This is a genomic window from Rahnella sp. EDr1-12, assembly GCF_049206505.1.
Classification (GTDB): domain Bacteria; phylum Pseudomonadota; class Gammaproteobacteria; order Enterobacterales; family Enterobacteriaceae; genus Rahnella; species Rahnella rivi.
This window is the reverse complement of sequence record NZ_JBLZNY010000001.1, coordinates 1,313,901-1,339,556: the sequence shown is the minus strand read 5'-3', so window position 1 is coordinate 1,339,556 and position 25,656 is coordinate 1,313,901. Positions and strand designations below refer to the sequence as shown.

Annotated in this window: 23 protein-coding genes; 18 read left to right on the top strand and 5 right to left on the bottom strand. The window is 53.1% G+C overall.

The features are described 5' to 3' along the window. Positions 1–13: 13 nt before the first annotated feature. A complete protein-coding gene (gene rseC, locus ACO0U8_RS06305) occupies positions 14–496 on the top strand; it encodes a SoxR-reducing system protein RseC (protein ID WP_414071506.1) in 483 nt (160 codons plus the stop codon). Between the two features lie 47 nt (positions 497–543). On the opposite strand, the gene ACO0U8_RS06300 is transcribed toward rseC, so the two are convergent. Further along, positions 544–1,362: a hypothetical protein gene (locus ACO0U8_RS06300; RefSeq protein WP_056770839.1), complete on the bottom strand. Its 819-nt coding sequence runs from the start codon at positions 1,360–1,362 to the stop codon at positions 544–546. 421 nt (positions 1,363–1,783) lie between these two features. Between ACO0U8_RS06300 and lepA the strand changes: the two genes are divergently transcribed. The 7 genes from lepA (at position 1,784) to acpS (ending at position 8,409) form a co-directional block, all read left to right on the top strand. Then, positions 1,784–3,586 carry a translation elongation factor 4 gene (gene lepA / locus ACO0U8_RS06295; RefSeq protein ID WP_056770843.1) on the top strand — a complete coding sequence of 601 codons (1,803 nt, stop codon included), beginning with the start codon at positions 1,784–1,786 and terminating at the stop codon, positions 3,584–3,586. Positions 3,587–3,614: 28 nt separating this feature from the next. Then, complete coding sequence (gene lepB / locus ACO0U8_RS06290; RefSeq protein WP_421670467.1) at positions 3,615–4,592, top strand: signal peptidase I; 978 nt, start codon at positions 3,615–3,617, stop codon at positions 4,590–4,592. 268 nt (positions 4,593–4,860) lie between these two features. Continuing rightward, positions 4,861–5,541, top strand: coding sequence for a ribonuclease III (gene rnc / locus ACO0U8_RS06285; RefSeq protein WP_056770851.1), 681 nt, complete (start codon positions 4,861–4,863; stop codon positions 5,539–5,541). Then, the gene (era, locus tag ACO0U8_RS06280; protein ID WP_056770854.1) at positions 5,538–6,443 is read left to right on the top strand and encodes a GTPase Era; all 906 of its coding nucleotides are present in this window, start codon (positions 5,538–5,540) and stop codon (positions 6,441–6,443) included. Before rnc ends, era begins: the two co-directional genes overlap by 4 nt. Before the next feature lie 14 nt (positions 6,444–6,457). Beyond that, positions 6,458–7,195 carry a DNA repair protein RecO gene (gene recO / locus ACO0U8_RS06275; protein WP_056770858.1) on the top strand — a complete coding sequence of 246 codons (738 nt, stop codon included), beginning with the start codon at positions 6,458–6,460 and terminating at the stop codon, positions 7,193–7,195. Positions 7,196–7,297: 102 nt separating this feature from the next. Further along, entirely contained in the window at positions 7,298–8,029 is a 732-nt protein-coding gene (gene pdxJ, locus ACO0U8_RS06270) for a pyridoxine 5'-phosphate synthase (RefSeq protein WP_421670466.1), read from the top strand. After that, complete coding sequence (gene acpS, locus ACO0U8_RS06265; RefSeq protein WP_056770863.1) at positions 8,029–8,409, top strand: holo-ACP synthase; 381 nt, start codon at positions 8,029–8,031, stop codon at positions 8,407–8,409. Before pdxJ ends, acpS begins: the two co-directional genes overlap by 1 nt. 1 nt (position 8,410) lies before the next feature. Here the strand turns inward: acpS and ACO0U8_RS06260 are convergent, their stop codons facing one another. Both ACO0U8_RS06260 and ACO0U8_RS06255 read right to left on the bottom strand, forming a co-directional pair. Further along, positions 8,411–8,665, bottom strand: a complete 255-nt coding sequence (locus ACO0U8_RS06260) for a YfhL family 4Fe-4S dicluster ferredoxin (protein WP_056770866.1) — start codon at positions 8,663–8,665, stop codon at positions 8,411–8,413. Between the two features lie 99 nt (positions 8,666–8,764). Next, entirely contained in the window at positions 8,765–9,613 is an 849-nt protein-coding gene (locus tag ACO0U8_RS06255; protein WP_122096037.1) for a MurR/RpiR family transcriptional regulator, read from the bottom strand. 154 nt (positions 9,614–9,767) lie between these two features. Here ACO0U8_RS06255 and murQ point away from each other — a divergent pair, with 154 nt between their 5' ends. From murQ to yfhb, 3 genes are read left to right on the top strand one after another with little or no spacing between them, the layout of a single operon-like run. Continuing rightward, complete coding sequence (murQ, locus tag ACO0U8_RS06250; protein WP_421670681.1) at positions 9,768–10,661, top strand: N-acetylmuramic acid 6-phosphate etherase; 894 nt, start codon at positions 9,768–9,770, stop codon at positions 10,659–10,661. Between the two features lie 28 nt (positions 10,662–10,689). Further along, complete coding sequence (locus ACO0U8_RS06245) at positions 10,690–12,057, top strand: PTS transporter subunit EIIC (protein WP_122096127.1); 1,368 nt, start codon at positions 10,690–10,692, stop codon at positions 12,055–12,057. A 4-nt stretch (positions 12,058–12,061) separates the two neighbouring features. Further along, on the top strand, positions 12,062–12,700 hold the full coding sequence (yfhb, locus tag ACO0U8_RS06240) for a phosphatidylglycerophosphatase C (RefSeq protein WP_056770871.1): 639 nt from the start codon (positions 12,062–12,064) through the stop codon (positions 12,698–12,700). 107 nt (positions 12,701–12,807) lie between these two features. Here the strand turns inward: yfhb and yiaY are convergent, their stop codons facing one another. Next, complete coding sequence (gene yiaY / locus ACO0U8_RS06235; RefSeq protein ID WP_421670465.1) at positions 12,808–13,959, bottom strand: L-threonine dehydrogenase; 1,152 nt, start codon at positions 13,957–13,959, stop codon at positions 12,808–12,810. Positions 13,960–14,291: 332 nt separating this feature from the next. On the opposite strand from yiaY, the gene tadA reads away from it, so the two are divergent. After that, positions 14,292–14,810 (top strand): tRNA adenosine(34) deaminase TadA, encoded by a 519-nt coding sequence (gene tadA, locus ACO0U8_RS06230; protein WP_421670464.1) that lies wholly within the window; start codon positions 14,292–14,294, stop codon positions 14,808–14,810. 11 nt (positions 14,811–14,821) lie between these two features. Here the strand turns inward: tadA and mltF are convergent, their stop codons facing one another. Next, the gene (mltF, locus tag ACO0U8_RS06225; RefSeq protein ID WP_056770884.1) at positions 14,822–16,282 is read right to left on the bottom strand and encodes a membrane-bound lytic murein transglycosylase MltF; all 1,461 of its coding nucleotides are present in this window, start codon (positions 16,280–16,282) and stop codon (positions 14,822–14,824) included. Positions 16,283–16,560: 278 nt separating this feature from the next. On the opposite strand from mltF, the gene purL reads away from it, so the two are divergent. The 6 genes from purL to ACO0U8_RS06195 all read left to right on the top strand — a co-directional run bounded on the left by purL (position 16,561) and on the right by ACO0U8_RS06195 (position 25,616). After that, a complete protein-coding gene (gene purL, locus ACO0U8_RS06220) occupies positions 16,561–20,451 on the top strand; it encodes a phosphoribosylformylglycinamidine synthase (protein ID WP_421670463.1) in 3,891 nt (1,296 codons plus the stop codon). A gap of 275 nt (positions 20,452–20,726) precedes the next feature. Further along, positions 20,727–21,350 (top strand): lipid IV(A) palmitoyltransferase PagP, encoded by a 624-nt coding sequence (gene pagP, locus ACO0U8_RS06215; protein ID WP_421670462.1) that lies wholly within the window; start codon positions 20,727–20,729, stop codon positions 21,348–21,350. Positions 21,351–21,609: 259 nt separating this feature from the next. Beyond that, complete coding sequence (gene pagP, locus ACO0U8_RS06210; RefSeq protein ID WP_056770894.1) at positions 21,610–22,221, top strand: lipid IV(A) palmitoyltransferase PagP; 612 nt, start codon at positions 21,610–21,612, stop codon at positions 22,219–22,221. Between the two features lie 172 nt (positions 22,222–22,393). Then, on the top strand, positions 22,394–23,695 hold the full coding sequence (gene agp, locus ACO0U8_RS06205; protein WP_421670461.1) for a bifunctional glucose-1-phosphatase/inositol phosphatase: 1,302 nt from the start codon (positions 22,394–22,396) through the stop codon (positions 23,693–23,695). A 100-nt stretch (positions 23,696–23,795) separates the two neighbouring features. Next, positions 23,796–24,803 carry a fatty acid desaturase gene (locus ACO0U8_RS06200; protein ID WP_421670460.1) on the top strand — a complete coding sequence of 336 codons (1,008 nt, stop codon included), beginning with the start codon at positions 23,796–23,798 and terminating at the stop codon, positions 24,801–24,803. A gap of 15 nt (positions 24,804–24,818) precedes the next feature. Beyond that, positions 24,819–25,616, top strand: a complete 798-nt coding sequence (locus ACO0U8_RS06195; protein WP_421670459.1) for a phosphate/phosphite/phosphonate ABC transporter substrate-binding protein — start codon at positions 24,819–24,821, stop codon at positions 25,614–25,616. Positions 25,617–25,656 lie beyond the last annotated feature (40 nt).

Genomic DNA, 25,656 nt, shown 5'->3' with positions numbered 1-25,656 from the left:
TTCGGGTGATCACATGATGAAAGAATGGGCCACGGTAGTTTCGTGGCAAGACGGCATTGCTACACTGCGTTGCGAAACGCAGGCGGGGTGCAGTAGTTGCCATTCACGGTCAGGCTGTGGTGCCCGTGTGCTCAACGAATTAGGGCCGCAAACCGAACATAATTTGCAGGTCAACATCTCCGAACGCCTTGAGCCAGGGCAAAAAGTCGAACTGGGTATTCCTGAAGGAAGCCTGCTGCGTTCTGCTTTTCTGGTGTATATGACGCCTCTGTTTGGTGTGATACTGGGTGGCGGTGTGCTGCAGTCACTGATGAAAGCGGATGTTTACGCAGTGGTTGGGGCGGTACTTGGCGGCGGGCTTGGTTTTTTGATTGCTAAAACCCTGGCAGCTAAAGTCGATGGCAAGTCAGGTTATCAGCCCGTTATTTTGCAGGTGGGTCTTCCCCCCAATGCATTCCGTTATGCCACAGATCACGATCAGCAAATTCCTTCCTGATTTGAGGCCGTTATATCGGGTGATATAACGGCCTTTATATTCTCACTCTAATGCCTGACCGGGATCCGGTTCTGAATCATATGTTCGATCAGTGCGATAAAAAGATCGGCGCTGGACAATGATGTGTAGGGCACGGAGAACAAAATTCTGCCATGTTTATCGAGCAGTCTGACCAGCGGACTGTTGCTGCCACCACTGATAAACTGAATATCCTCTATCGGTACTGTTTTACCGCCATCTGCATTGAGTGCCAGCGCGCTAAGTCTGATTTTTTTCTCATTCATCATCATAAGCTTATTACTGAAAAACCGTTTTAAGCCGCAGTGTGAATGGGTCATGCTGGTGAAATGGATATCCCCGCCCTGAGCCAGAGTATTTAATGCCCACGGGCCCCGAAAAATCAGTTGTTCGGTTTTAATGATCTCGATTAACCGTTCTGAGTTCGCAATATTTGGGGTGATACGGTGCCAGATTCTGCTATTTTCTTCGCGAAACAGCATGGTATTTAAAATCCGTCGCGTATATTTTCCCGTCCTGAAACGATATATATCCATAATCCTTTCAAAAGGGATGAACCTGTTTTTCTTATCTTCCTGACTTATAACCAAAATGCCATTTTCATGCAGCTGATATATTTGCTGAGGCCTGATCAGGCGTCGTAAAAAAATCAGCACAACGCCCAGCGCAATACTCAGCAGTGCAGTAAAGAAAACGCTGTAGAGACTGTTAGTTGAGTGATCAACGGTCAGCAGTAAGGCAAGTTGCACTGCTCCGGCGACCAGTAAGAGAATTGACAGGACCAGAGTGATCCACGAGTTGGCTTTGGCAAAGCCATGCTGACTGAGCAGCCGCCCTTCATTGATCATGATGATAACCTTGTGACCGGATTGAGTTAAAAAATAAAAGATGCTTAAGGAAGAATGGGGCAGTTGAATGATATTTTTGAAATCATATTTTCTTTTTATAACAACATATTAGGTTTTAATAATGCATTTTGTATATGGGTATTTTCCTAAAGCGTATGTTGTCTTAGGGTGATGCGCAGAGGTTCGCAGTAAAATCGTGAGGTCCCTTTCGGGGAAGCTGGCAGGAGGGATCCGCTGTCAATGTGAGTTCAGCCCGTTGGCAAAGCTTGCATAATCTGGACTTAGGGGATGTCGAGACTAGGTTTTCACAGTGCTGGCATGTAGAATGCTGCGACTCAGGCGAAAGACAGCCAACCTACAAACCGTCGCTGTATGTTCATGGCGAATGATCCAGAAATACCAAGGCAGAAAAACTTTTATAATGAAGCATATACGAAATTTCTCCATTATTGCCCACATTGACCACGGTAAGTCGACGCTGTCCGACCGTATTATTCAAATTTGCGGTGGGTTGTCCGACCGTGAAATGGAATCGCAGGTCCTCGACTCGATGGATCTGGAGCGTGAGCGTGGCATCACCATCAAAGCCCAAAGCGTGACCCTCGATTACAAAGCGAAAGATGGTCAGGTCTATCACCTGAACTTTATCGACACGCCGGGCCACGTTGACTTCTCTTATGAAGTTTCCCGTTCACTGGCGGCGTGTGAAGGCGCGTTGCTGGTCGTGGATGCAGGGCAGGGCGTAGAGGCTCAGACCCTGGCTAACTGCTACACCGCGATGGAAATGGATCTGGAAGTCGTTCCTGTTCTGAACAAAATCGACCTGCCAGCCGCCGATCCCGATCGCGCTGCTCAGGAAATCGAAGATATCGTGGGTATCGATGCGACGGATGCGGTGCGTTGTTCCGCAAAAACCGGTGTTGGTGTCCCTGAAGTGCTCGAACGTCTGGTGCGTGATGTTCCCCCGCCAGAGGGCGACCCTGACGCGCCTTTACAGGCTCTGATCATCGACTCCTGGTTCGATAACTATCTTGGTGTCGTCTCTCTGGTGCGTATCAAAAACGGCACCATGAAAAAAGGCGACAAGATTAAAGTGATGAGTACCGGACAGGTTTATAACGCCGACCGTCTGGGTATTTTCACGCCAAAACGTGTCGATAAAGATATTCTTAATTGTGGTGAAGTGGGCTGGCTGGTGTGTGCGATTAAAGACATCCTCGGCGCACCGGTGGGCGATACTCTGACACTGCAACGTAATCCTGCGGATAAAGTCCTGCCTGGTTTTAAGAAAGTGAAGCCACAGGTTTATGCCGGTCTGTTCCCGGTCAGCTCCGACGATTATGAAAACTTCCGTGACGCGCTGGGCAAACTCAGCCTGAACGATGCTTCTCTGTTCTATGAACCAGAAAGTTCTACAGCGTTAGGCTTCGGTTTCCGTATTGGTTTCCTGGGTCTTCTGCACATGGAAATCATTCAGGAACGTCTCGAACGTGAATACGATTTAGACCTGATCACCACGGCTCCGACGGTAGTTTACGAAGTGGTGACCACAAGTAACGAAACCATTTACGTGGACAGCCCGTCTAAACTTCCTGCGCTGAATAATATTCAGGAACTGCGTGAACCTATTGCTGAATGCCACATGCTGATGCCTCAGGAATATCTGGGTAGCGTTATTACGCTGTGCATTGAGAAACGTGGTGTTCAGACCAACATGGTTTACCACGGCAACCAGGTTGCGCTGACCTACGAGATCCCTATGGCGGAAGTGGTTCTTGATTTCTTTGACCGTCTGAAATCAACATCCCGCGGTTATGCTTCTCTTGATTACAATTTCAAACGTTTTCAGGCTTCTGACATGGTACGTGTTGATGTTCTAATCAACGGCGAACGTGTGGATGCCCTGGCGCTGATTACTCACCGTGGTAACTCACAAGGTCGCGGTCGCCAGTTGGTTGAGAAAATGCAGGAACTCATCCCGCGTCAGCAGTTTGATATTGCTATCCAGGCGGCGATTGGTGCACATATCATCGCCCGCTCAACGGTTAAACAGTTACGTAAAAACGTTTTGGCGAAGTGCTACGGCGGTGACGTAAGTCGTAAGAAGAAACTGTTGCAGAAACAGAAAGATGGTAAGAAACGCATGAAGCAAGTGGGTAACGTCGAGTTGCCTCAGGAAGCGTTCCTGGCCATTCTCCATGTGGGCAAAGACGGCAATAAATAAATCCTTAATTGAGTTGTAGGGAGTATGCATGGCTAACATGTTTGCCCTGATTCTGGCGATTGCAACGCTGGTGTCAGGGATTATTTGGTGCCTTGATCGTTTTAAACTGGCACCCGCTCGTCGGGCTAAAATTGCGAAAATTAAGGCCGAAACCGGCGGTGCCGTTGACGATACAACGCTGAACAAGGTGGCGAAGCAGCCAGGTTGGGTAGAAACCTGTGCTTCAGTATTCCCGGTTTTGCTCGTCGTGTTTGTGGTGCGTTCATTCATTTATGAACCCTTCCAGATCCCGTCAGGCTCCATGATGCCTACGCTGTTGATCGGCGATTTCATCGTGGTAGAAAAATATGCCTACGGTCTGAAAGATCCTATTACTCAGACTAAACTTATCGAAACGGGCGAGCCGAAACGCGGCGACGTGGTGGTGTTCAAATATCCGCTGAATACCAAGGTGGACTATATTAAACGTCTGGTGGGCTTGCCGGGTGATCGTGTGACTTACGATCCTTTCAGTAAGCAAGTGACTATTCAGCCAGCCTGTCAGAGCGGCAGTAATTGTAATACCGCGCTGGCTGTGACTTACGACACTGGCGTTGCCAGTGATTTCATTCAGACATTTGGGCAGTCTTCGGGTGGCGAAGCAAGCAGTGGCTTCTTTGAAACACCGCCAACGGCGAATGTTCCTCAGGACGGCGTCCGTTTGGTGCAGTTTAATGAAACACTGGGAAATGTGACGCACCACATTCTGACTGTGCCTGGCGCACGTGACCAGTTGGGTGCTTATTACCGCCAACCAGGGCAGCCAATGGGCACCTGGGTTGTCCCTGCCGGCCATTATTTCATGATGGGCGATAACCGTGATAACAGCGCAGACAGCCGTTATTGGGGCTTTGTGCCAGAAAAGAATTTAGTGGGTAAAGCGTCTGCCATTTGGATGAGCTTTAAAAAACAGGAAGGTGAATGGCCTACCGGCGTTCGTTTAAGCCGTATCGGTGGAATTCATTAACGCCTGTTGCTGCCCCTGAGTTATTCGAGTTGCAGGAGGATAATACCCCTGCAACTTCAGTGATCGCGGGCACATTAGCGCAGCATTAAATGTCCACACGTTGTAGAATAACCCTTCGGGCGATAAAAGTTGGCTCTCCTGATTTTAATTTTTTATTAAAAAGCACTGAGAGCCACTGCAAACGAAACAGCTTTGGATTGGCTTAGGGCGAAGCAGGCCTGTTCCGTATGCTGAAGTTTTTGACGCATTCTTGATCTATTGGTAACTCATGAATCCCATCGTAATAAACAGGCTTCAGCGGAAGCTGGGCTACACTTTTCAACAGCAGGAACTTTTATTGCAGGCACTGACTCACCGCAGCGCAAGCAGTAAACACAATGAGCGTTTAGAGTTCCTGGGTGATTCCATTCTTAGTTATGTGATTGCTAACGCGTTGTACCAACGTTTTCCTCGTGTTGACGAGGGCGATATGAGTCGTATGCGAGCCACGCTGGTTCGTGGAAATACGTTAGCTGAAATGGCACGTGAATTCGATCTCGGTGAATGCTTGCGTTTAGGGCCGGGCGAATTAAAAAGTGGTGGTTTCCGCCGTGAGTCAATTCTTGCGGATACGGTGGAGGCACTCATTGGCGGCGTGTTCCTGGACAGTGATATCCAGAACGTCGAAAAGCTGATTCTCGATTGGTACCGTAGTCGTTTAGACGAAATCAGTCCCGGTGATAAGCAGAAAGACCCAAAAACCCGTTTACAGGAGTTTTTGCAAGGTCGTCATCTGCCGTTGCCTTCTTATCTGGTTGTGCAGGTTCGCGGTGAAGCGCACGACCAAGAGTTTACCATCCACTGCCAGGTCAGTGGCTTGAGCCAACCGGTTGTAGGAACCGGCTCAAGTCGCAGAAAAGCCGAGCAGGCGGCAGCGGAACAAGCGCTGATACAGCTGGAGCTTGAATGAGCGAAGAAAAGAATTACTGTGGTTTTATAGCCATTGTTGGCCGACCAAACGTCGGCAAATCAACCTTGCTGAACGAATTACTGGGGCAGAAAATCTCCATTACTTCGCGTAAACCGCAAACCACCCGTCACCGGATCATGGGGATCCATACTGAAGGCCCATATCAGGCCATCTATGTTGATACCCCGGGGCTGCACATGGAAGAAAAGCGGGCGATTAACCGCCTGATGAACCGTGCTGCGAGCAGTTCCATCGGTGATGTTGAGCTGGTTATTTTTGTTGTTGAAGGCACCCATTGGACGCCTGACGACGAAATGGTCGTGAACAAACTGCGCGATATCAAAGCGCCTGTGCTGCTGGCGATCAACAAAATCGATAATGTCACTGACAAATCGAAGCTGTTGCCGCACCTGCAGTTCCTCAGCGAGCAGATGAACTTCATCGATATCGTCCCAATGTCGGCGGAAAAACGTATCAACGTGGATACCATTGCCAGCATTGTTCGTAAGCGTCTGCCGGAAGCGATTCATCACTTCCCTGAAGATTACATTACTGACCGTTCACAACGCTTTATGGCTTCTGAAATCATCCGTGAAAAACTGATGCGTTTCCTCGGCGAAGAGCTGCCTTACTCAGTGACCGTTGAAATCGAACGTTTCGTGAGTAACGAGCGCGGCGGTTACGATATCAATGGCCTGATTCTGGTAGAACGTGAAGGCCAGAAAAAAATGGTTATTGGTAATAAAGGCTCAAAAATCAAGACGATCGGTATCGAGTCACGCCAGGACATGGAAAACATGTTTGAAGCGAAGGTTCATCTTGAATTGTGGGTTAAGGTCAAATCCGGCTGGGCAGATGATGAACGTGCGCTGCGTAGCCTGGGTTATGTAGACGACTTATAATAAGGTCCGCGCCTATGGAAGGCTGGCAACGCGCATTTGTTTTGCATGGGCGACCTTACAGTGAAACCAGTCTCATGCTGGATTTATTCACTGAGGGACAAGGGCGGGTACGCATACTGGCTAAGGGTGCGCGTGGCCGCCGGTCCAATCTGAAAGGCTGCCTGCAGCCTTTTACGCCATTACTGGTTCGCTGGAGCGGGCGGGGAGAAGTGAAAACCCTGCGTAACGCCGAGCCGGTGTCTCTGGCACTTCCTCTGTCTGGTTTGATGCTTTACAGCGGCCTCTATGTCAATGAGCTGGTTTCCCGTGTTCTTGAGCAGGAAGCTAACTACTCCTCGTTATTCTTCGATTATCTCAATTGTTTGCAAAATCTTGCGGGCGCCACGGGCTCTCCGGAATATGCCTTGCGGCAGTTTGAACTCGCGCTATTGCACCATCTTGGCTATGGCGTCGATTTCCTGCATTGTGCAGGCAGCGGCGAAGAAGTCACTGACACCATGACCTACCGTTATCGCGAAGAGAAAGGGTTTATCGCCAGTCTGGTTATCGACAATACCAGTTTCACCGGCAAAGACCTGAAGGCGCTTGCCAGCCGTGATTTCCCCGACGTCGCTACCTTGCGTGCCGCCAAACGTTTTACGCGCATCGCATTGAAGCCGTATCTCGGCGGTAAGCCACTGAAAAGCCGTGAGCTGTTTCGCCAGTTTCAGGTTAAAAAACCCGTTGCACCTTCTGACAATTCTGCCAGCTAATTTCCCCCCCGCACTACACGCCGTAGCGTTCAAGGGTGTAAACTGCGGGAATGGTTTTTTGATCCACCCGTAAATTAATCCATTCTAAAATCTGGAGTTGTTATGGCCGAGTTGCTGTTGGGCGTTAACATTGATCATGTCGCGACACTGCGTAATGCACGCGGTACGGCTTACCCTGATCCCGTTCAGGCTGCGTTTATTGCAGAACAAGCGGGTGCTGATGGCATCACCGTTCACCTGCGCGAGGACCGCCGCCACATCACCGATCGCGATGTGCGCCTGCTGCGTCAGACTATTCAGACCCGCATGAATCTCGAAATGGCAGTGACGGATGAGATGGTTGGCATTGCCTGTGAAATCCTTCCGCACTTCTGCTGTCTTGTGCCGGAAAAGCGTGAAGAAGTGACCACGGAAGGCGGTCTGGACGTTGCAGGGCAGATTGATAAAATGACCGTCGCCGTGTCGCGACTGAGTGAGGCCGGTATTCTGGTTTCTCTGTTTATTGATGCGGATTTACGTCAGATCGATGCCGCGGTTGCCGTCGGTGCTCCTTATATCGAAATTCATACCGGCGCATACGCAGAAGCAAAAACGGATCTTGAGCGTGAGGCAGAACTTCATCGCATCAAACAAGGTGCTGCATATGCCGCAGGTAAAGGGCTGAAAGTGAATGCCGGCCACGGGCTGACATATCACAACGTACAGCCGATCGCCGCGATGCCGGAAATGCACGAACTGAACATTGGTCATGCGATTGTTGGTCAGGCCGTGATTGATGGTTTGTCAGGTGCAGTGCGCGAGATGAAAAATCTGATGCGGGAAGCACGTCGTTAATGACTATTTTAGGTTTAGGTACGGATATCGTTGAGATAACCCGTATCGAAGCAGTGATTGAACGCAGTGGCGACCGGCTGGCAAAACGTATTTTATGCGCCAGCGAATGGGCTGTTTATCAGCAGCATCAGCAGCCGGTTCGCTTTCTGGCAAAACGTTTTGCCGTCAAGGAAGCCGCCGCCAAAGCGCTGGGAACGGGGATCCGTAACGGTCTGGCGTTTGAGCAGTTCGAAGTGGTAAACGACGTGCTGGGAAAACCGGGGCTGATTTTTCATGCCCGCGCGGCTGAAATGGCGGCGGAACTCGGGGTAAAAGCCGTACACGTGACGCTGGCCGATGAACGCCGTTATGCCTGTGCTACCGTGATTATCGAAAACTGATTTACACGGCGTGATGCAGCACCACAAATTTATCCCACAGCTGCTCGTTGGATTCGGTGTGTTGCGGATTGATGATAATCGTATTATCGATCGGGCAGACACTCTGGCAGGTCGGCTTATCGTAATGGCCGACACATTCTGTACAGCGATCGCTGTCAATTTCGTAAATCTCGTTGCCCATCGAGATTGCCTGATTCGGACACTCCGGTTCGCACATGTCGCAATTAATGCATTTGTGTGTGATCAGCAGGGCCATAATGTCTCTCATCTCTCAATAATCAGGGCGCGCAGTATATCAGAATTGCGCTGGCGTAGGTTCCACGCCAGCGCCTATCCTTGTCTGAACTGATCCTGATCAAATCAGCTTCTTTACCAACTCTTCGCTGTGGCGGATACGCTCCGGCGCATGCTCGGTATCCTGCTGAACCAGCGCCACAAACAGCAAATCGGTCAGGGAATATTGCGCCGTCGTGGCAGAGAGCGCGGCACCACGAGTCGCCGGCAATTCGGCAACGGTGTACAGGCAGTGATCGGCCTGTTGTTGCAGCGTATTCGGCGTAAAACCGGTGATCGCCAGCACTTTAGCCCCACTTTCTCTGGCCACCCGCGCCGCCAGATTAATCTCGCTGCGCTCACCGCTGGAGGAAATCGCCAGCAGTAAATCTTTTTTAGACAGCGCCTGAACCGTCGCGATAAGCACGTGGGTGTCTGATTCCGCGATGGCCGTTACGCCAATTTTCAGCAGTTTATAGGCCAGATCTTTCGCCACCAGACCTGATGCGCCGATCCCCGTCAGCACGATTTTTCTGGCCTCGCTCAGCATCGACAACCCGATTTGTAGCCGTGGCTCGCCGTTGATATCCAGCGTGGCGCGCAACGCCGCCTGTTTTTCCGCCAGCAGTTTCTCTCCGACCACCTGCAGACTGTCGGTGCTCAGGATCTGATTATGTACCGTGACCGGCGGGCTGTTTTTAGGTGATGCCAGGGATTCGCTCATCGCCAGCTTCAGCGCCGGAAAACCTTTATATCCCAACTTCTGCGCGAATTTCACCACGCCTGACTGGCTGACGCCTGCCATCTCAGCCAGCTTCTGTGAACTCAGATGGCGCGCTTCTTCCGGCTGATCCAGTAAAAAATCAGCCAGCTTGCGATCATTTTGTGCCAGCGATGGGTAAAGCTGGCGGATCCGAATCATACAACTCATGGTGGGTTATCCCCGTGCCTCAAAATACCAACATCACGTTTTACTGATTATGTTATCTAAAGTAGCAAATATTCCTCGCATTGATGAATAAAATATTCAAGTATTGGATGATTATTTTGAATTAAAAATTCAGGAGTGTGCCATGAGCAATGCCATGAACTTAGGTTCCCTTATCTCAGAAAGCCGTAATCCGGAAACAATGAATCTGGATGAGATGTCCACGCTGGAGCTGGTGACCTGCTTTAATCACCAGGATCGCAAAGTGCCCGAGGCGATAAGCCTCGTTCTGCCAGCCATTGCTCAGGCCGTTGACCACGCCGCGGCCTCTTTGACTGCCGGGGGACGCCTGATTTATCTCGGTGCAGGCACCAGCGGTCGTCTGGGCGTGCTGGATGCGTCAGAGTGTCCGCCGACGTTTGGCGTACCGCATGGCGTGGTTGTCGGGCTGATAGCCGGTGGGCCCGGTGCCATGCTCAAAGCCGTAGAAGGCGCTGAAGACGATGAAAATCTGGGCATTGAAGATTTAAAAAATCTAAACCTGACGGCGAAAGATACCGTAGTCGGACTGGCGGCCAGCGGACGCACGCCGTATGTGATTGGCGCGCTGCGTTATGCCACGACGCTGGGGTGTGCGACGGTAGCGATTTCCTGTAACCCTGACTCACCGATTGCCCGCGAAGCCAATATCGTCATTTCCCCGGTGGTAGGCCCGGAGGCGCTGACCGGCTCCACCCGTCTGAAATCCGGTACCGCACAGAAACTGGTACTGAATATGATTTCAACCGGTGCCATGGTGAAAACGGGCAAGGTTTATCAGAACCTGATGGTGGATGTGAAAGCGACCAACGTCAAACTGGTGGATCGTGCCTGCCGGATTGTGGTGGAGGCCACCGGCGCGGAACGAACTGCTGCAGAACAGGCGCTCGCGCAAACTGATTTTGAAGTAAAACCGGCGATTCTGATGCTGCTGGCAGGCATTGATGCGCAACAGGCGCAAGCACGCCTGACCAGACATAACGGATTCCTGCGTCTGGCTCTGGCCGATTAAGCATAAGGGGATAAGTATGGCGACGGAGATGAATAAAACACACCTGCTGGCTTCCAGAATTTTGCAGGGTGTGGGCGGCGAAGCAAACATCAGCAAGCTGGAAAACTGCATGACGCGCGTGCGTGTGGAAGTGCTGGATGAGCAGCTTTTAGATCTGACCAGCCTGAAAACGCTCGACGGCATTAAGGGCTATCTTAAGCAGGGCGATCAGCACCAGTTTATTGTCGGGCCGGGTGCGGCGGCAAAAGTCGTCGACGCCATGCGCTTACAGCTGACGCCTGCCCGCCAAAACGGCGGTGGTGAAACGGACATTGCCCGTAACAAGGCGAATGCAAAAGCCAAATACTCCGCGCCGATGAGCGGGGCGCTGCGAAAGCTTGCCGACGTCTTTATTCCGCTTATCCCCGCATTCATTGCTTCCGGTCTGATCATGGGCATCATCAACCTGCTCAAGCGCCCCGACATCGCAGGATCGATTGCCACCGATTACCCGAATATTCTTGGATTACTGGCCGTGTTCGGAGGGGCCGTTTTTGCCATCATGAACATTCTGGTCGGTGTCAATGCGGCGCGGGTGTTCGGGGGTTCGCAGGCGATGGGCGGCGTGATGGCCGGTATTCTCTCCAGCCCTGCGCTGGCGCAGATCACCTTATTCGGCGAAACGTTGCAGCCCGGTCGCGGTGGGGTGATTGCCGTACTGCTGGTGGTGGCGCTGATGTGCTGGCTGGAAAAACGTCTGCGTGAGGGGTTACCGGAGTCCGTGGAGCTTATCCTCAACCCGCTTATCACCACGCTTATCACCGCGACACTGGCGATTATTATCCTGCAACCGCTCGGGGGGTACATCTCGGACGGCATTGCTCACGGTGTCAATATTGCTATCGATAAAGGCGGTTTACTGGTCGGCGCCATTCTGGCCGGGGCATTTTTGCCGCTGGTACTGTCAGGTTTGCATCAGGGATTAGTGCCGATCCACGTAGAACTGATTCAGGCTCACGGTTCTAATCCTTTGCTGCCGATTCTGGCAATGGCGGGTGTCGGGCAGGTGGGCGCGGCGATCGCCGTTTATATGAAAACCCGTAATGCCCGTCTGAAAAAAGTGATTAAAGGTGCGTTACCGGTCGGGATCCTGGGGATTGGCGAACCGTTGATTTTCGGTGTCACGCTGCCTCTCGGGCGGCCTTTTATCGGCGCCTGTCTGGGCGGTGCTGTCGGCGGCGCACTCATCTGTTACTGGAAAGTCGCCACGGTGATCACCTTCGGGATTTCAGGATTGCCGCTGGCACTGACGATCGTTTCTGGAAAAGTGATGTTGTATCTGGCAGGTTTAGTCATTACGGTATTAGCTGGTTTTATATTTACCTGGATGATGGGGTTCAACGATCCCGAGGAGTAACGGATTGACTACGAAGCCTGACCAACGGGTAGTTTTTTTTGATCTTGATGGCACATTGCATCAGCAGGATATGTTTGGTTCCTTTCTGCGCTTCCTGCTTTGGCGTATGCCGCAAAATCTGATTCTGGTGGTGCCCTTATTGCCGCTGATTGGGCTGGGGCTATTTTTTCAGGGGCGCGCCGCGCGCTGGCCTATGAGCCTGCTGCTGTGGGCAATCACTTTCGGGCACAGCGAGGCGCGTTTAAAGGCGCTGGAATTACAGTTTGTTAACGCCTTCCGCCAGAAGGTGGTGGAGTTCCCGGTTGTGCAGCGGCGCCTGCGCGAATATCTCGAGAGTGATGACACTGAGGTTTGGCTTATCACCGGCTCGCCGGAAAATCTGGTGCGACAGGTTTATGACACGTCGCTGTTTCTGCCGCAGGTAAAACTGGTGGGCAGCCGGATCGCCCGTGCGAAAGGGGGATGGGTGTTGCCGTTACGTTGTCTGGGAGAAGAGAAGGTTGTGCAACTGGAAAGCCGGATCGGTTCGCCGCTGAAACTCTACAGCGGCTACAGCGACAGCAAACAGGACAATCCGTTGCTGTTCTTTTGTGAGCACCGCTTTCGTGTCAGCAAGCAGGGGGAATTACAACAGCTGGAGTAAAGCGTGACGTTCTGTTTCGCGCAAAAAGAAAAGGCCGGTTATCCGGCCTTTTCTGCACTTTCTTTCCCTCAACGCCCCCGTCAAGTTCGAGAAATTCTTTCAGTGAATCACATTGCTGCTTTAAAAATACCGACAATGTCCTGATGTGTCCCCTGAATCGGGTTAGTCAGCGCACAGGCATCGTTGAGGGCATTGGTCGCCAGCGTATTAAAATCTTCCTCTTTCACCTTCAAATCGCGCAACCCCGCTGGGATCCCCACGTCGCGTGCCAGCTGGCGGATGGCATCGATACAGGCTTTGGCACCTTGCTCATCACTCATGTCCGCCACATCGATATGCATCGCCGCGGCCACTTCTTTCAGGCGCGGGCTGGCGACGCGGGCATTGTATTCCTGCACGAACGGCAGCAGCACAGCGTTACAAACACCGTGTGGCAGGTTATAGAAACCGCCAAGCTGATGCGCCATGGCATGCACGTAGCCGAGTGACGCATTGTTAAAGGCCATTCCGGCGAGGAACTGCGCGTAAGCCATGTTTTCACGGGCCTGCATATTGGCGCCGTCTTCCACGGCGGTACGCAATGACTCTGCAATCATGGTGACGGCTTTCAGTGCGCAGGCATCCGTTATCGGGTTCGCCGCGCTGGAGACGTAAGCTTCAATGGCATGAGTCAGGGCATCCATCCCGGTGGCAGCCGTCAGACCTTTAGGCATTCCGACCATCAGATGAGGATCGTTGACGGACATCAGCGGTGTGACGTTTTTATCAACGATAGCCATTTTGATGTGGCGTTCTTCATCAGTGATGATGCAAAAACGGGTCATTTCTGACGCAGTACCGGCTGTGGTGTTAATGGAAATCAGCGGCAACTGAGGTTTTGCCGAGCGGTCTACGCCCTCATAATCTTTAATGTCACCGCCATTGGTGGCGAGCAGCGCAATGCCTTTAGCACAGTCATGCGGAGAGCCGCCGCCGAGTGAAATCACGCAGTCACAGCCATCGCGTTGCAGAACGTCCAGACCTTCGCGCACATTGCGGGTGGTTGGGTTAGGGTGCGTACCGTGGTAAACGCTGCTTTGCACATCGCTTTGCGCCAGTAATTCCTGAACCTGTTTAACGACGCCGATATCGAATAACACTTTATCGGTAACGATCAATGCATGATGAAAACCGTGTTGGGAGATGGCGGCGGCCGCCTCGCTGAGTGCGCCGGAACCGATGACATTGACAGAAGGGATAAAGAAAGTTGCAGTAGCCATAATGTATTTCCTTATTGTTAATTCTTAGTGGGTACAAGGAAATCTTATGATTGTTACCGGTAACACGATTTGATCTGACGCAATATTTGCTGTTTTTAATCGCAAAAAGCCAGTGATAATCCTCATGAATATTAAGGTTATTATCTGTTTAGCTCAGTGTTTTTCAAAGCGAGTCTGCGATGTGGCATCAGGTAAACTCCATCAGAGATATTACTCATTCATCAGATCCCTTTGTTTGGCTGAATACACCTGGCTGGCGTGGGCGGGGAGGCTGAACAAAGGTATAATGGCCGCAGGAAATACTGACTGAGGTTGAAGTGACAGAGACAGTGATGAACGAGACAAATGGTGACGAAGAATGGATGCAATATGCCATGACTCTGGCTCTGAAAGCGCAGGATGAAGGCGAAGTGCCGGTGGGCGCTGTATTGGTTTTGGATAACCGGGTCATTGGCGAAGGCTGGAACCGTTCCATCGGACATCACGATCCGACTGCACATGCCGAAATTATGGCGTTGCGCCAGGGCGGCTGCGCGGTGCAAAACTATCGCCTGATCGATGCCACGCTGTATGTCACTCTGGAGCCTTGCGTGATGTGTGCCGGCGCGATGATTCACAGCCGGATCCGCCGTGTGGTGTATGGCGCGGCAGATGCTAAAACCGGTGCCGCCGGATCACTGCTCGACGTGCTGCGCCATCCGGGCATGAATCATCAGATAGAGATCACCTCCGGCGTTCTGGCGCAGGCGTGTTCGGAACAGCTGAGCGCTTTTTTCCGTTATCGTCGCAGTCAGAAAAAAGCCCTCAGACTGGCGCAACGCGCTGCTGAACAAGGCGCAGAGCCGAAATAACCCCGCCTGCCTTACTCTGCCAGCGCTTCCTTCGCTTCCACCGCCGGATAGCCCTGGCCTAACTGGGCCTGCAATGCCGCCTGCTGCGCCAGCTGTTTCTCTTTTTCCGTCAGATATCCCACCAGACTGAGCTGATAGCGGCGGATATTTTCCACGTAATTATAAGCCTGCGTCCCGCGCGCATACCCGTAGGTGGTGCGGCCCGCGTAGCGCTTCTGATTGAGCATAGGCAGACGCTGCTTCACATCCGCCCAGCTGTCGGGGTTGCCTTTCTGCTGCGCCGTCAGTTTGCGGGCATCCAGCATGTGGCCGTAACCCATGTTATAGGCGGCAAGGGCAAACCAGATTTTCTCGTCCTGCGGAATGCTGTCCGGCATTTTCTCCATCAGTCGCGACAGATAGAGCGCGCCGCCACGGATACTTTGCTCAGCATCGGTCCGGTCATCCACGTCCAGCCCCGAGGCGGTGGCACGGGTTAGCATCATCACACCGCGCACGCCGGTGGGTGATTTGGCCTGCGGATCCCAGTGTGATTCCTGATACGCGATGGCGGCGAGTAAGCGCCAGTCGATATCCTGCGCGTATTTTTCGAACAATGGCTGCAAGTCAGGCAGCGTTTTGTCGATGGCGTTCAGGAAAGTGCGTGTATCGACGTAATCGAAATCGCCGACGTGGCCGAGGTATTTCTCCTCGAGCTTTTGCAGAGTGCCGTCGTCGGCAATCTGGCTGAAAAAGTCGAGCATCGCGGCGGACAGGCTGTCGTCGTCGGGCTGCTTGCGGTAATACCAGGTGACGGGTTCATCTTCGGTAACGTCAAACGCGACGGCAAGACGTGGATAGACACGCTGCATCAGCGCGATAGTCACTGAATCGCCCAGCGTGTAATCCAGTTTGCCATTTTCCACCTGCTGCAGAAGGTCGCGTGGCGACATCTTGTCAGTGGTGCTCCACGTCAGGTTGGGGAATTTTTTGCCTGCGGCTTCCAGTGTCGGGATGTGCGCGGTTCCGGCGGAAACCACCAGCGTGCCTTTAATGTCGGCAAAACTTTTTGGCCGGACGGAGCCCTGCCGGTAAACCAGTTGCTGGGAGATGGAATAGTATTCCGGCCCGGCGCGGTAGTTTTTCAGCCGTTCATTGTTGTAGACCAGACCGGACGCCAGCATGTCGGCTTTATCGTGATCGAGTTCGTTGAACATCGCGTCGACGGTGGTGTGCTGAGAGACGACGAGCTTCACCCCCAGATAATCTGCGAAGCGTTTTGCCAGTTCGTAATCGAAGCCGAGATTACCTTCCGGTGAGTCCATAAAAGTCAGTGGAGAATTGAGCGTGCTGACGCGCAATTCTCCACGGGATTTTATTTGATCCAGCTGGTCACCTTCACCCCGATGCCACGGCACGGCAGGCCATAAGGCCAGCGCCAGCAACAGGGCGGCAATTCCCATGAGGAAATAATTAAATTTTAGTCGCTTCAAATAGTTATCTCGCTGCGGCGCTCTTGTTTTTTTACGATATGCTGTGCAGTTTGTATGGTTATATCCCCAGTGCTGACGCATTTTGCTCAACAAAACGACAGTCTGCAACTTTATTCATAATACCCGCACGAAATGCCTGCCTATAAATGAATATCAATATTCACTGCGCAAACGGTTTCGTCAGGCGAAGGCTTTCTTTATAATAGGCCGCGTTTTCCCCCTGTTGCGCCCAATGAAGCACTGTGGTCAGTGTCTTCGAAGACGAGAGATCTGTGATTATGGAAATACTGCGTGGTTCGCCCGCTTTGTCGGCTTTTCGCATTAACAAATTGTTGTCCCGCTGTCAGGATGCCCGCCTTCCGGTCAGCGATATCTACGCCGAATATGTACACTTTGCCGATGTCAGCGCGCCGCTGAGTTCGGACGAACAAACCAAGTTACAACGCCTCCTGAAATACGGTCCTTCTCTCGCTGAACACGCTCCAACCGGTCGTTTACTGCTGGTCACGCCACGCCCTGGCACCATTTCTCCCTGGTCTTCCAAAGCCACTGACATTGCACACAACTGCGGTTTGTCGCAGGTTCTGCGTCTGGAGCGCGGTCTGGCCTTCTACGTTCAGGCACCGCAGCTGACCGAAGCGCAGTGGGCACAGCTGGGCGCTTTATTGCATGACCGGATGATGGAAACACTCTTCGGCAATCTGGAAGACGCGAGTGCGCTGTTTGCACAGCATCAGCCTGCGCCGGTGCAGCACGTTGATATTCTCGGCGAAGGCCGCAGCGCGCTGGAAACGGCCAACATCAAACTGGGTCTGGCGCTGGCGCAGGACGAAATTGATTACCTGATGGAAGCCTTCACGTCGTTGGGGCGCAACCCGACTGACATCGAGCTGTATATGTTCGCGCAGGCTAACTCCGAACACTGCCGTCATAAAATCTTCAACGCTGACTGGATTATTGACGGCGAAACGCAGCCGAAATCCTTGTTCAAGATGATCAAGAACACCTTCGAACAGACGCCCGATCACGTGCTGTCCGCGTATAAAGACAACGCCGCCGTGATGGAAGGTTCGCAGGTCGGTCGTTTTTACGCCGATGCGAAAGATGGCCTGTACGATTTCCATCAGGAGCAGGCGCACATTCTGATGAAGGTCGAAACGCATAACCACCCGACGGCGATTTCTCCCTGGCCGGGTGCGGCAACCGGCTCCGGCGGTGAAATCCGTGACGAAGGCGCAACCGGTCGCGGTGCAAAACCGAAAGCCGGTCTGGTCGGTTTCTCCGTTTCCAACCTGCGTATTCCGGGCTTTGAACAGCCGTGGGAAGAAGATTTCGGTAAGCCGGATCGTATCGTGACCGCGCTGGATATCATGACCGACGGCCCGCTGGGCGGCGCTGCGTTCAACAACGAATTCGGTCGTCCGGCGCTGCTGGGCTACTTCCGTACTTATGAAGAAAACGTCAACAGCCACAACGGCCCTGAACTGCGCGGTTACCACAAGCCGATCATGCTGGCCGGGGGTATCGGCAACATCCGTGCCGATCACGTGCAGAAAGGTGAAATCACCGTTGGCGCGAAACTGATTGTGCTCGGCGGCCCGGCGATGAATATCGGTCTGGGCGGCGGTGCGGCTTCTTCGATGGCCTCAGGTCAGTCGGATGCGGATCTGGATTTTGCTTCCGTACAGCGCGATAACCCGGAAATGGAACGTCGTTGCCAGGAAGTGATCGACCGCTGCTGGCAGCTCGGCGAAGACAACCCGATTCTGTTTATCCATGACGTCGGTGCCGGTGGTTTGTCCAACGCCATGCCGGAACTGGTCAGTGACGGCAACCGTGGCGGCCGTTTCCAGCTGCGCGACATCCTCAACGACGAACCTGGCATGAGCCCGCTGGAAGTCTGGTGTAACGAATCTCAGGAACGTTATGTCATGGCCGTCGCACCGGCACAGCTGGCGCAGTTTGATGCCATCTGTAAACGTGAGCGCGCACCTTACGCGGTGATCGGTGAAGCCACTGAAGAAATGCATCTGACTCTGGAAGACAGCCATTTCGACAATCAGCCGATTGATATGCCGCTCGACGTTCTGCTGGGTAAAACGCCAAAAATGACCCGCGACGTCACCACGCTGAAAGCCAACGGCGACGACCTGAATGCGGAAAATATTCAGATTGCTGAAGCGGTAAACCGCGTTCTGCATCTGCCGGCGGTTGCCGAGAAAACCTTCCTGATCACCATCGGCGACCGTACCGTCACCGGTATGGTGGCGCGCGACCAGATGGTGGGGCCGTGGCAAATCCCGGTTGCTGACTGCGCGGTCACGACCGCCAGCCTCGACAGCTACCACGGTGAAGCGATGTCACTGGGCGAACGTGCGCCAATCGCCTTACTGGACTTCGCCGCCTCGGGTCGTATGGCCGTGGGCGAAGCGCTGACCAACATCGCCGCTGTCGAAATCGGCAGCCTGAAACGCGTTAAGCTTTCAGCGAACTGGATGTCTGCCGCCGGTCACCCTGGCGAAGATGCCGGGTTATATGCCGCGGTGAAAGCGGTGGGTGAAGAGCTTTGTCCGGCGCTGGGCATCACCATTCCGGTGGGCAAAGACTCCATGTCGATGAAAACCCGCTGGCAGGAAGGCAATGAACAACGCGAAATGACCTCACCTCTTTCTCTGGTGATTACGGCATTTGCCCGCGTTGAAGACGTGCGCCACACCGTGACGCCGCAACTGCGCACGGATAAAGGTGACACCGCGCTGCTGCTGGTGGATCTGGGTGCCGGCCATAACGCACTGGGTGCGACGGCGCTGGCGCAGGTTTACCGTCAGCTGGGCAACACGCCTGCTGATGTGCGAAGCGCAGAGCAACTGGGTGGCTTCTTCAACGCCATGCAGGCGCTGGTGTCTGAGCAAAAATTACTGGCTTACCATGACCGTTCCGACGGTGGTCTGCTGGTGACGCTGGCTGAAATGGCCTTCGCCGGGCATTGCGGCCTGACTGCCGATATCGCGGCGCTGGGTAACGATTCGCTGGCAGCCTTGTTCAACGAAGAACTGGGCGCGGTGATCCAGGTGCGTGCATCAGACCGTGAAGCGGTTGAGAAAACGCTGGCTGATTTTGGTCTGGCGGATTGCACACATTATCTCGGCACCGCAGAAACCGGCGATCGCTTCATCATTTCTTCCGGCAGCAAGCCGGTGTACAGCGAAAGCCGTACCACGCTGCGTACCTGGTGGGCAGAAACCACCTGGCAGATGCAGCGTCTGCGCGATAACCCGGAATGTGCCGATCAGGAACATCAGGCCAAAACTCAGGATCTCGATCCGGGTCTGAACGTCAAACTGACATTTGCTCCTGACGAAGACGTGGCGGCGCCGTACATCGCGAAGGGCGCGCGTCCGAAAGTGGCGGTACTGCGCGAGCAGGGCGTTAACTCCCACGTTGAGATGGCTGCCGCTTTCCACCGTGCAGGTTTTGATGCGGTAGATGTGCACATGAGTGATTTGCTGGCCGGTCGCCGTGATTTGCAGGACTTCCACACGCTGGTGGCGTGCGGCGGGTTCTCTTACGGTGACGTGCTGGGCGCGGGTGAGGGCTGGGCGAAATCAGTCCTGTTCAACGACCGCGTGCGTGAAGAGTTCGAAGAGTTCTTCCACCGTCCGCAAACGCTGGCGCTGGGCGTATGTAACGGCTGCCAGATGATGTCGAACCTGAAAGAGCTGATCCCAGGAGCTGAACACTGGCCGCGCTTTGTGCGTAACCTGTCTGATCGCTTTGAAGCACGCTTCAGCCTGGTGGAAATGACCGCCAGCTCGTCAATGTTCATGCAGGGCATGGCCGGTTCACGTATGCCAATCGCCGTTTCCCACGGTGAAGGCCACGTGGAAGTGCGTGATGCGGCGCATCTGGCACAAATCGAGCACAGCAACCTGGTGGCGCTGCGTTTTGTGGATAACAACGGTCAGGCGACGGAAGCCTATCCGGCGAACCCGAACGGCTCTCCGAACGGGATTACGGCGGTGACCAACCTGTCTGGCCGCGTCACCGTTATGATGCCGCACCCTGAGCGCGTATTCCGTACTGTCAGCAACTCCTGGCATCCGGAAGAGTGGGGCGAAGACAGCCCGTGGATGCGCATGTTCCGCAATGCGCGTAAACAGCTCGGTTGATGCTTAACCGGCGTCAGTAATAAAAATCCGCAGTGCGAAAGCCTGCGGATTTTTTTATGTCAGGGCATCTCTGAAAGAAAGCGGTCATCAGTCAGCGCCGCCAGACGGAACTCATTTTTCCGCGTTCCGCCGTTCATCATCTTTCTAAGGTGCTGTTTTTTAACGGCATAAAAGATCTATTTATTCGATTTATGTTTTCTTAATATATCATTCAGTATTCATATTTATTTGACGTCATATAATGTCCTGGTCAACTCAACAGGGCAATAACGCCAATGAAAAATAATCATTTCGTGAATATTCGCGCAGTAGTTTCATATTCTTTTTTCACCCTTTCCTTATTAGGTGCCGGTTATGTTCAGGCCGGTGAAAGTCATATTAATCCTCCCGCTCAGGCAGTCTCCGGGCAGGAAAATAACGATGGGTTGTGGTCAACATTTAAAAATAATATTGCTGAAACCTGGAATGCACCCCAGCAGCAAGATCTGTTTCTTCCGGTATTAACCCGCCACAACCGGCACACGCACAGTAAAAAACAAATTGATGGTTATAATGAGCATCCCTGGGGCGGTGGTTACGGGGTGTCACGTTATGACGAAAAAGGAAACTGGCATGCACTTTATGCCATGGCATTTAAAGATTCTTTTAATAAATGGGAGCCCGTAGCCGGTTACGGTTATGAAAAAATATGGCAACCCCTGAGTGATAAAGAGTTTCGTTTAGGTGCCGGGTATGTTGCCGCTGTATCGGCACGGGATAATTATGATTACGTTCCTTTCCCGATGGTGCTGCCTTTGGTGTCAGCAGGCTACTCAAGGCTGACCTTCCAGGCCACTTATGTGCCCGGCGGCAACAGTAAGGGGAACGTATTGTTTGGCTGGTTCCGCTTTCAGTTCTAAAACTTTCTTCAATTAACTATACAGTACATTAAGATTATTCCTGATGTGTTTTATGATTCCGGTTTTGCTGAATCAGCTCACATAAGACGTTTATCTAAACGAGGCCTAAATAAATTACGGATAAATCTGATAATAGAAATCTTAAATGCTGTAAATTCATCGAATTGAAAATGTGCAGATGTTTTTGTTATACCTTCGTTTAATTTATTGAGCCATGATTTGTTTATGATGCACCCCTAAACAGGGAGTTATTGTGAATATGTCTATCAACAAATTAATCTGTTATGTGGGTGTTGTATTATCGCTGGGATTGAGTTCACCGGTGTGGGCAACCAACAGCGGTGTTAATCCGACGAGCACACCCAATTGGGATGGAAAGGAATCTATTTTTCCAGGCATGTGGGATACGTTCAAAGAAAACGTGGCCGAAACCTGGAACGCGCCTGAGGCGCAGGACGTTTATCTGCCGGTGATTACCTGGCATAACCGTCTTACCTACGATAAAGAAAAAACCGACAAATATAATGAGCGCCCGTGGGGCGGCGGTTATGGTATTTCCCGGTACGATGATAAAGGGAACTGGCACGGCATTTATTTCATGGCGTTTAAAGACTCGCATAATAAATGGGAACCGATTGGCGGTTACGGTTGGGAAAAAATATGGACGCCCGCAGAAGACAAAAATTTTCGGGTAGGTCTGGGCTATACCGCGGCGGTGACGGCGCGGGATGATTACGAATATATCCCCATTCCCATCGTGTTGCCGCTGGCCTCCGTCGGCTATAACAAACTGACCTTTCAGGCGACCTATATTCCGGGCACCTACAATAACGGCAATGTTTTCTTTGCCTGGCTGCGCTATCAGTTCTGATCCGGTTTCTTTGTGACTGAACAATACACAGGGCGCAGGTTGTGAACCTGATCCCCCACTTCTGATGAATATTCCACTATGCTAAAAATTCACCGCAGGAATCAATCCGTTGGTTTCTGCGGTGTTTTTGTTTTCAGGGAATCTGTAAAACTATTCATTAAGAGGATCACTCGTGAAAAAAGCATCCCGTTATCTTGCGTTGTCAGCCTTTGCCTGCGTTTTACCGCTCATCTTACCGGCCGCCCAGGCTGCACAGTCTGATAATCTCGAACTGCAACAAGTGCTGGTGCTCAGCCGCCACGGCATTCGCGCGCCGCTGGTGAATTATGGTGATGTGCTTGCCGAATCTACCACGCACACCTGGCCGGTGTGGAAAACCGAAGGCGGATTACTGACGCCAAAAGGCGGCCAGATTTCTGAACACATGGGGCATTATTTCCGCGCCTGGCTGGCAAAGGACAAACTCCTGCCCGCCGCCGGATGCCCGGAAAATGCACAGGTCTTTACCTACGCCAACAGCCTGCCGCGCACCATTGATACCGCGAAGCATTTCACCACCGGGGCTTTCCCGGGCTGTGATGTCACGGTGCTTAACCGCGTTGAAGTCGGTAAAATGGATCCGGTGTTTAACCCGATCATTACCGCAGAAGTGAACGATACCTTTAAAACCGGCGCACTGAATTCCATTAACCAACACGCAGGCGAGGGCGGTCTGACGGGGTTGAATCAGCGCCTCAAGCCAAACTACCAGTTGCTGGAAAATATCCTCGATTACAAAAGCAGCAAGATCTGCAAAGAGAAACAGCAGTGCGATCTGGCTTCTCAGCCATCGGATGTGGTGCTGACGCAGGGCAAAGAGCCGGGAATTACCGGGCCTCTGCGAATGGCGACCGGCGCGACCGATGCGTTCATGTTGCAGTATTACGAAGGTTTCCCGATGAAGGATATCGCCTGGGGAAAAATCAGTACGCCTGAGCAATGGACACAGCTGGAAAATATCAAAAATCTGTATCACGAGACGCTGTTCGGCTCGCCGGCCATTGCCGCGAACGCCGCTAAACCGCTGCTGACCTTTATTGCCGGTGCACTGGATCCACAACACGCTAATACCGCCGATGAGAAAGCGGCTCAGCAGGCAAAACTGGCGGTGCTGGTCGGGCATGATTCCAATATCGCTTCTCTGCTCGCCGCACTGAAAACGCAGGATTACCAGCTGCCGGGCCAGTACGAACGTACGCCGATCAGCGGCACCGTGGTCTTCCAGCGCTGGCATGACAAGCAGGCCAATAAAGATCTGATGAAAATCGAATACGTTTATCCGACGGCGAAGCAGATCCGTAACAATGTGGCACTGAGCCTTAAAAATCCGCCTCAGCGTGTGACGTTGCAAATCGACGGATGTACTGTCGATAAACAAGGTTTCTGCCCGATGGAAGAATTTACTCAGGCATTGCAAAAAGATATACAGGGCTGAGTGCTTTAGCCGCTGGCTGGCAATAGATAGTGTTTTAAGTTAGTTAGCGGCGTCTTCCTGCTGCCCGATAATGTGTCAGGTCTTTTTACTCTGGCACATTATGGCGTCCTCTTCGTTTTACCTCAGCGCCCGTCAGCGGGCCGACATCACCTCCCGCTCCCGCCATGTCTGGTGGCGGCTGGAAATTCCCACCTGGCTGCTGATTGTCTCAGTCTACGGCGGCTGGTTTGCGACGGTGTTTTACTGGCATCAACTCGGGCCATGGTTGGGCACGCCGCTGCTTCTCTGGTTCACCACCTGGTATATGTCGCTGCAACATGAACTCATCCACGGGCATCCGACCCGCAAACCCTGGCTGAACCAGCTGTTTGGCACCTTGCCGCTGGCGGTCTGGTATCCCTACGGCCTGTATCGCGATACGCATTTACAACATCACCGCAATGAACATCTCACGCTGCCCGGCGATGACCCGGAGGGCTATTATTTCAGCCGCGCCAGCTGGGAGAGTCTGTCGCCCGCCATGAAAGCGGTTGTCCGCCTGCGCAATACCTTGCCGGGAAGGATGCTGCTCGGCCCGCTGTCAGATATCGTGAGTACGCTGACCGGGGCGCTGCTGGCCGTACTGCGCGGAGAGTGGCGCCCGGTGACTATGTGGCTGGTGCATGGCGCGATGCTGGCGGTGTTACTTGGCTGGATGGCGCAGCGCGGGCTGTCGCCGCTGTATTTTGTTCTGGCCGTGAGTTATCCGGCATTGAGCCTGACCAAAGTACGCTCCTTCTTTGAGCACCGCGCAGAACATGCACCGCAAGCGAGATCGACACTGAACGAAGCGGGTTTTGTGTGGCGTCTGCTGTTTCTCAATCTGAACTATCACCTGGTGCATCACGATTTACCGGGGGTGCCGTGGTTTGCGCTGCGTCAGGTCTATTTTTCCGACCGCGAAGCCTACAAAGCGCGCAGCGAGGGGTTTGTGGTGAAAGGTTACCGGCAGTGGTTTCGCGACCACACGCGTTCCCCGGTAAAAGTGGAAAGCCATCCTTTTGCGCCGGATGCAATAGCGGCGCAACCGCAGCGCAGCGACTATGATTATCAGCAGGAAACCCTCTGACGGAGTCGCCGGATAATGCTGATGTCCTTACCGATGTACGCCATTTCACCTGCCGACGTGGAGGCCTTCGCCAGCGTTTTGCGCGATAAACTCCGGCGGCTTGGCCTGTCTGATACCCCCGATACCCTGAGCTGGCCGCAGGATTTACTGGCTCACTGGCAAATGCCTGATTTACTGCTCAGCCAGACCTGCGGATTTCCGCTGGTAGAAAGCCTGCCTGAGGTGCAACTGGTCGGCACATTCAGCTATCTCGCACCGGGCTGTGATGGATTTCGCTATCGAAGTTTTTTAGTCGCGCGCGAGGACGATCAGGGGCGACATCTGGCCGATTTCCGCCACCGGCGTCTGGCCTTTAACAGCACCGATTCTCAGTCTGGCTACAACAGCCTGCGTGCACTGGTTGCGCCGCTGGCACACGCCGGGCAATTCTTTTCTGCCGCCAGCGCCACCGGCAGCCACCGGGAGTCGCTGCACGTTGTTCAGCAGAATAAAGCGGACATCGCGGCGGTGGATTGCGTCACCATGGCGCTGTTGCAGCGCGCAGAACCGGACGCGCTTCGCGGCCTGATTGTGGTCGGACAAACGGCGGCCGTTCCCGGCCTGCCGCTTATCACTTCGTCACACACCTCCCCCGGACATCTGCTCCTGTTGCGGCAGGCGCTGCGTGAAATCGCGCAGGAACCGGTCAGCCAGCCGCTGCTGATCGAGGCGTTTACGGAAGTCCCGAGGCGGGCTTACGGCGTGATCACCCTGATGAAAGAGATTGCTCAGTCGTTTGGCGTGAGCGAGCTCACCCTGCAAAAAACGGCGTAAAAAAGCCGGGCTTCTCAGCCCGGCGAGGGTGTACGCGCTT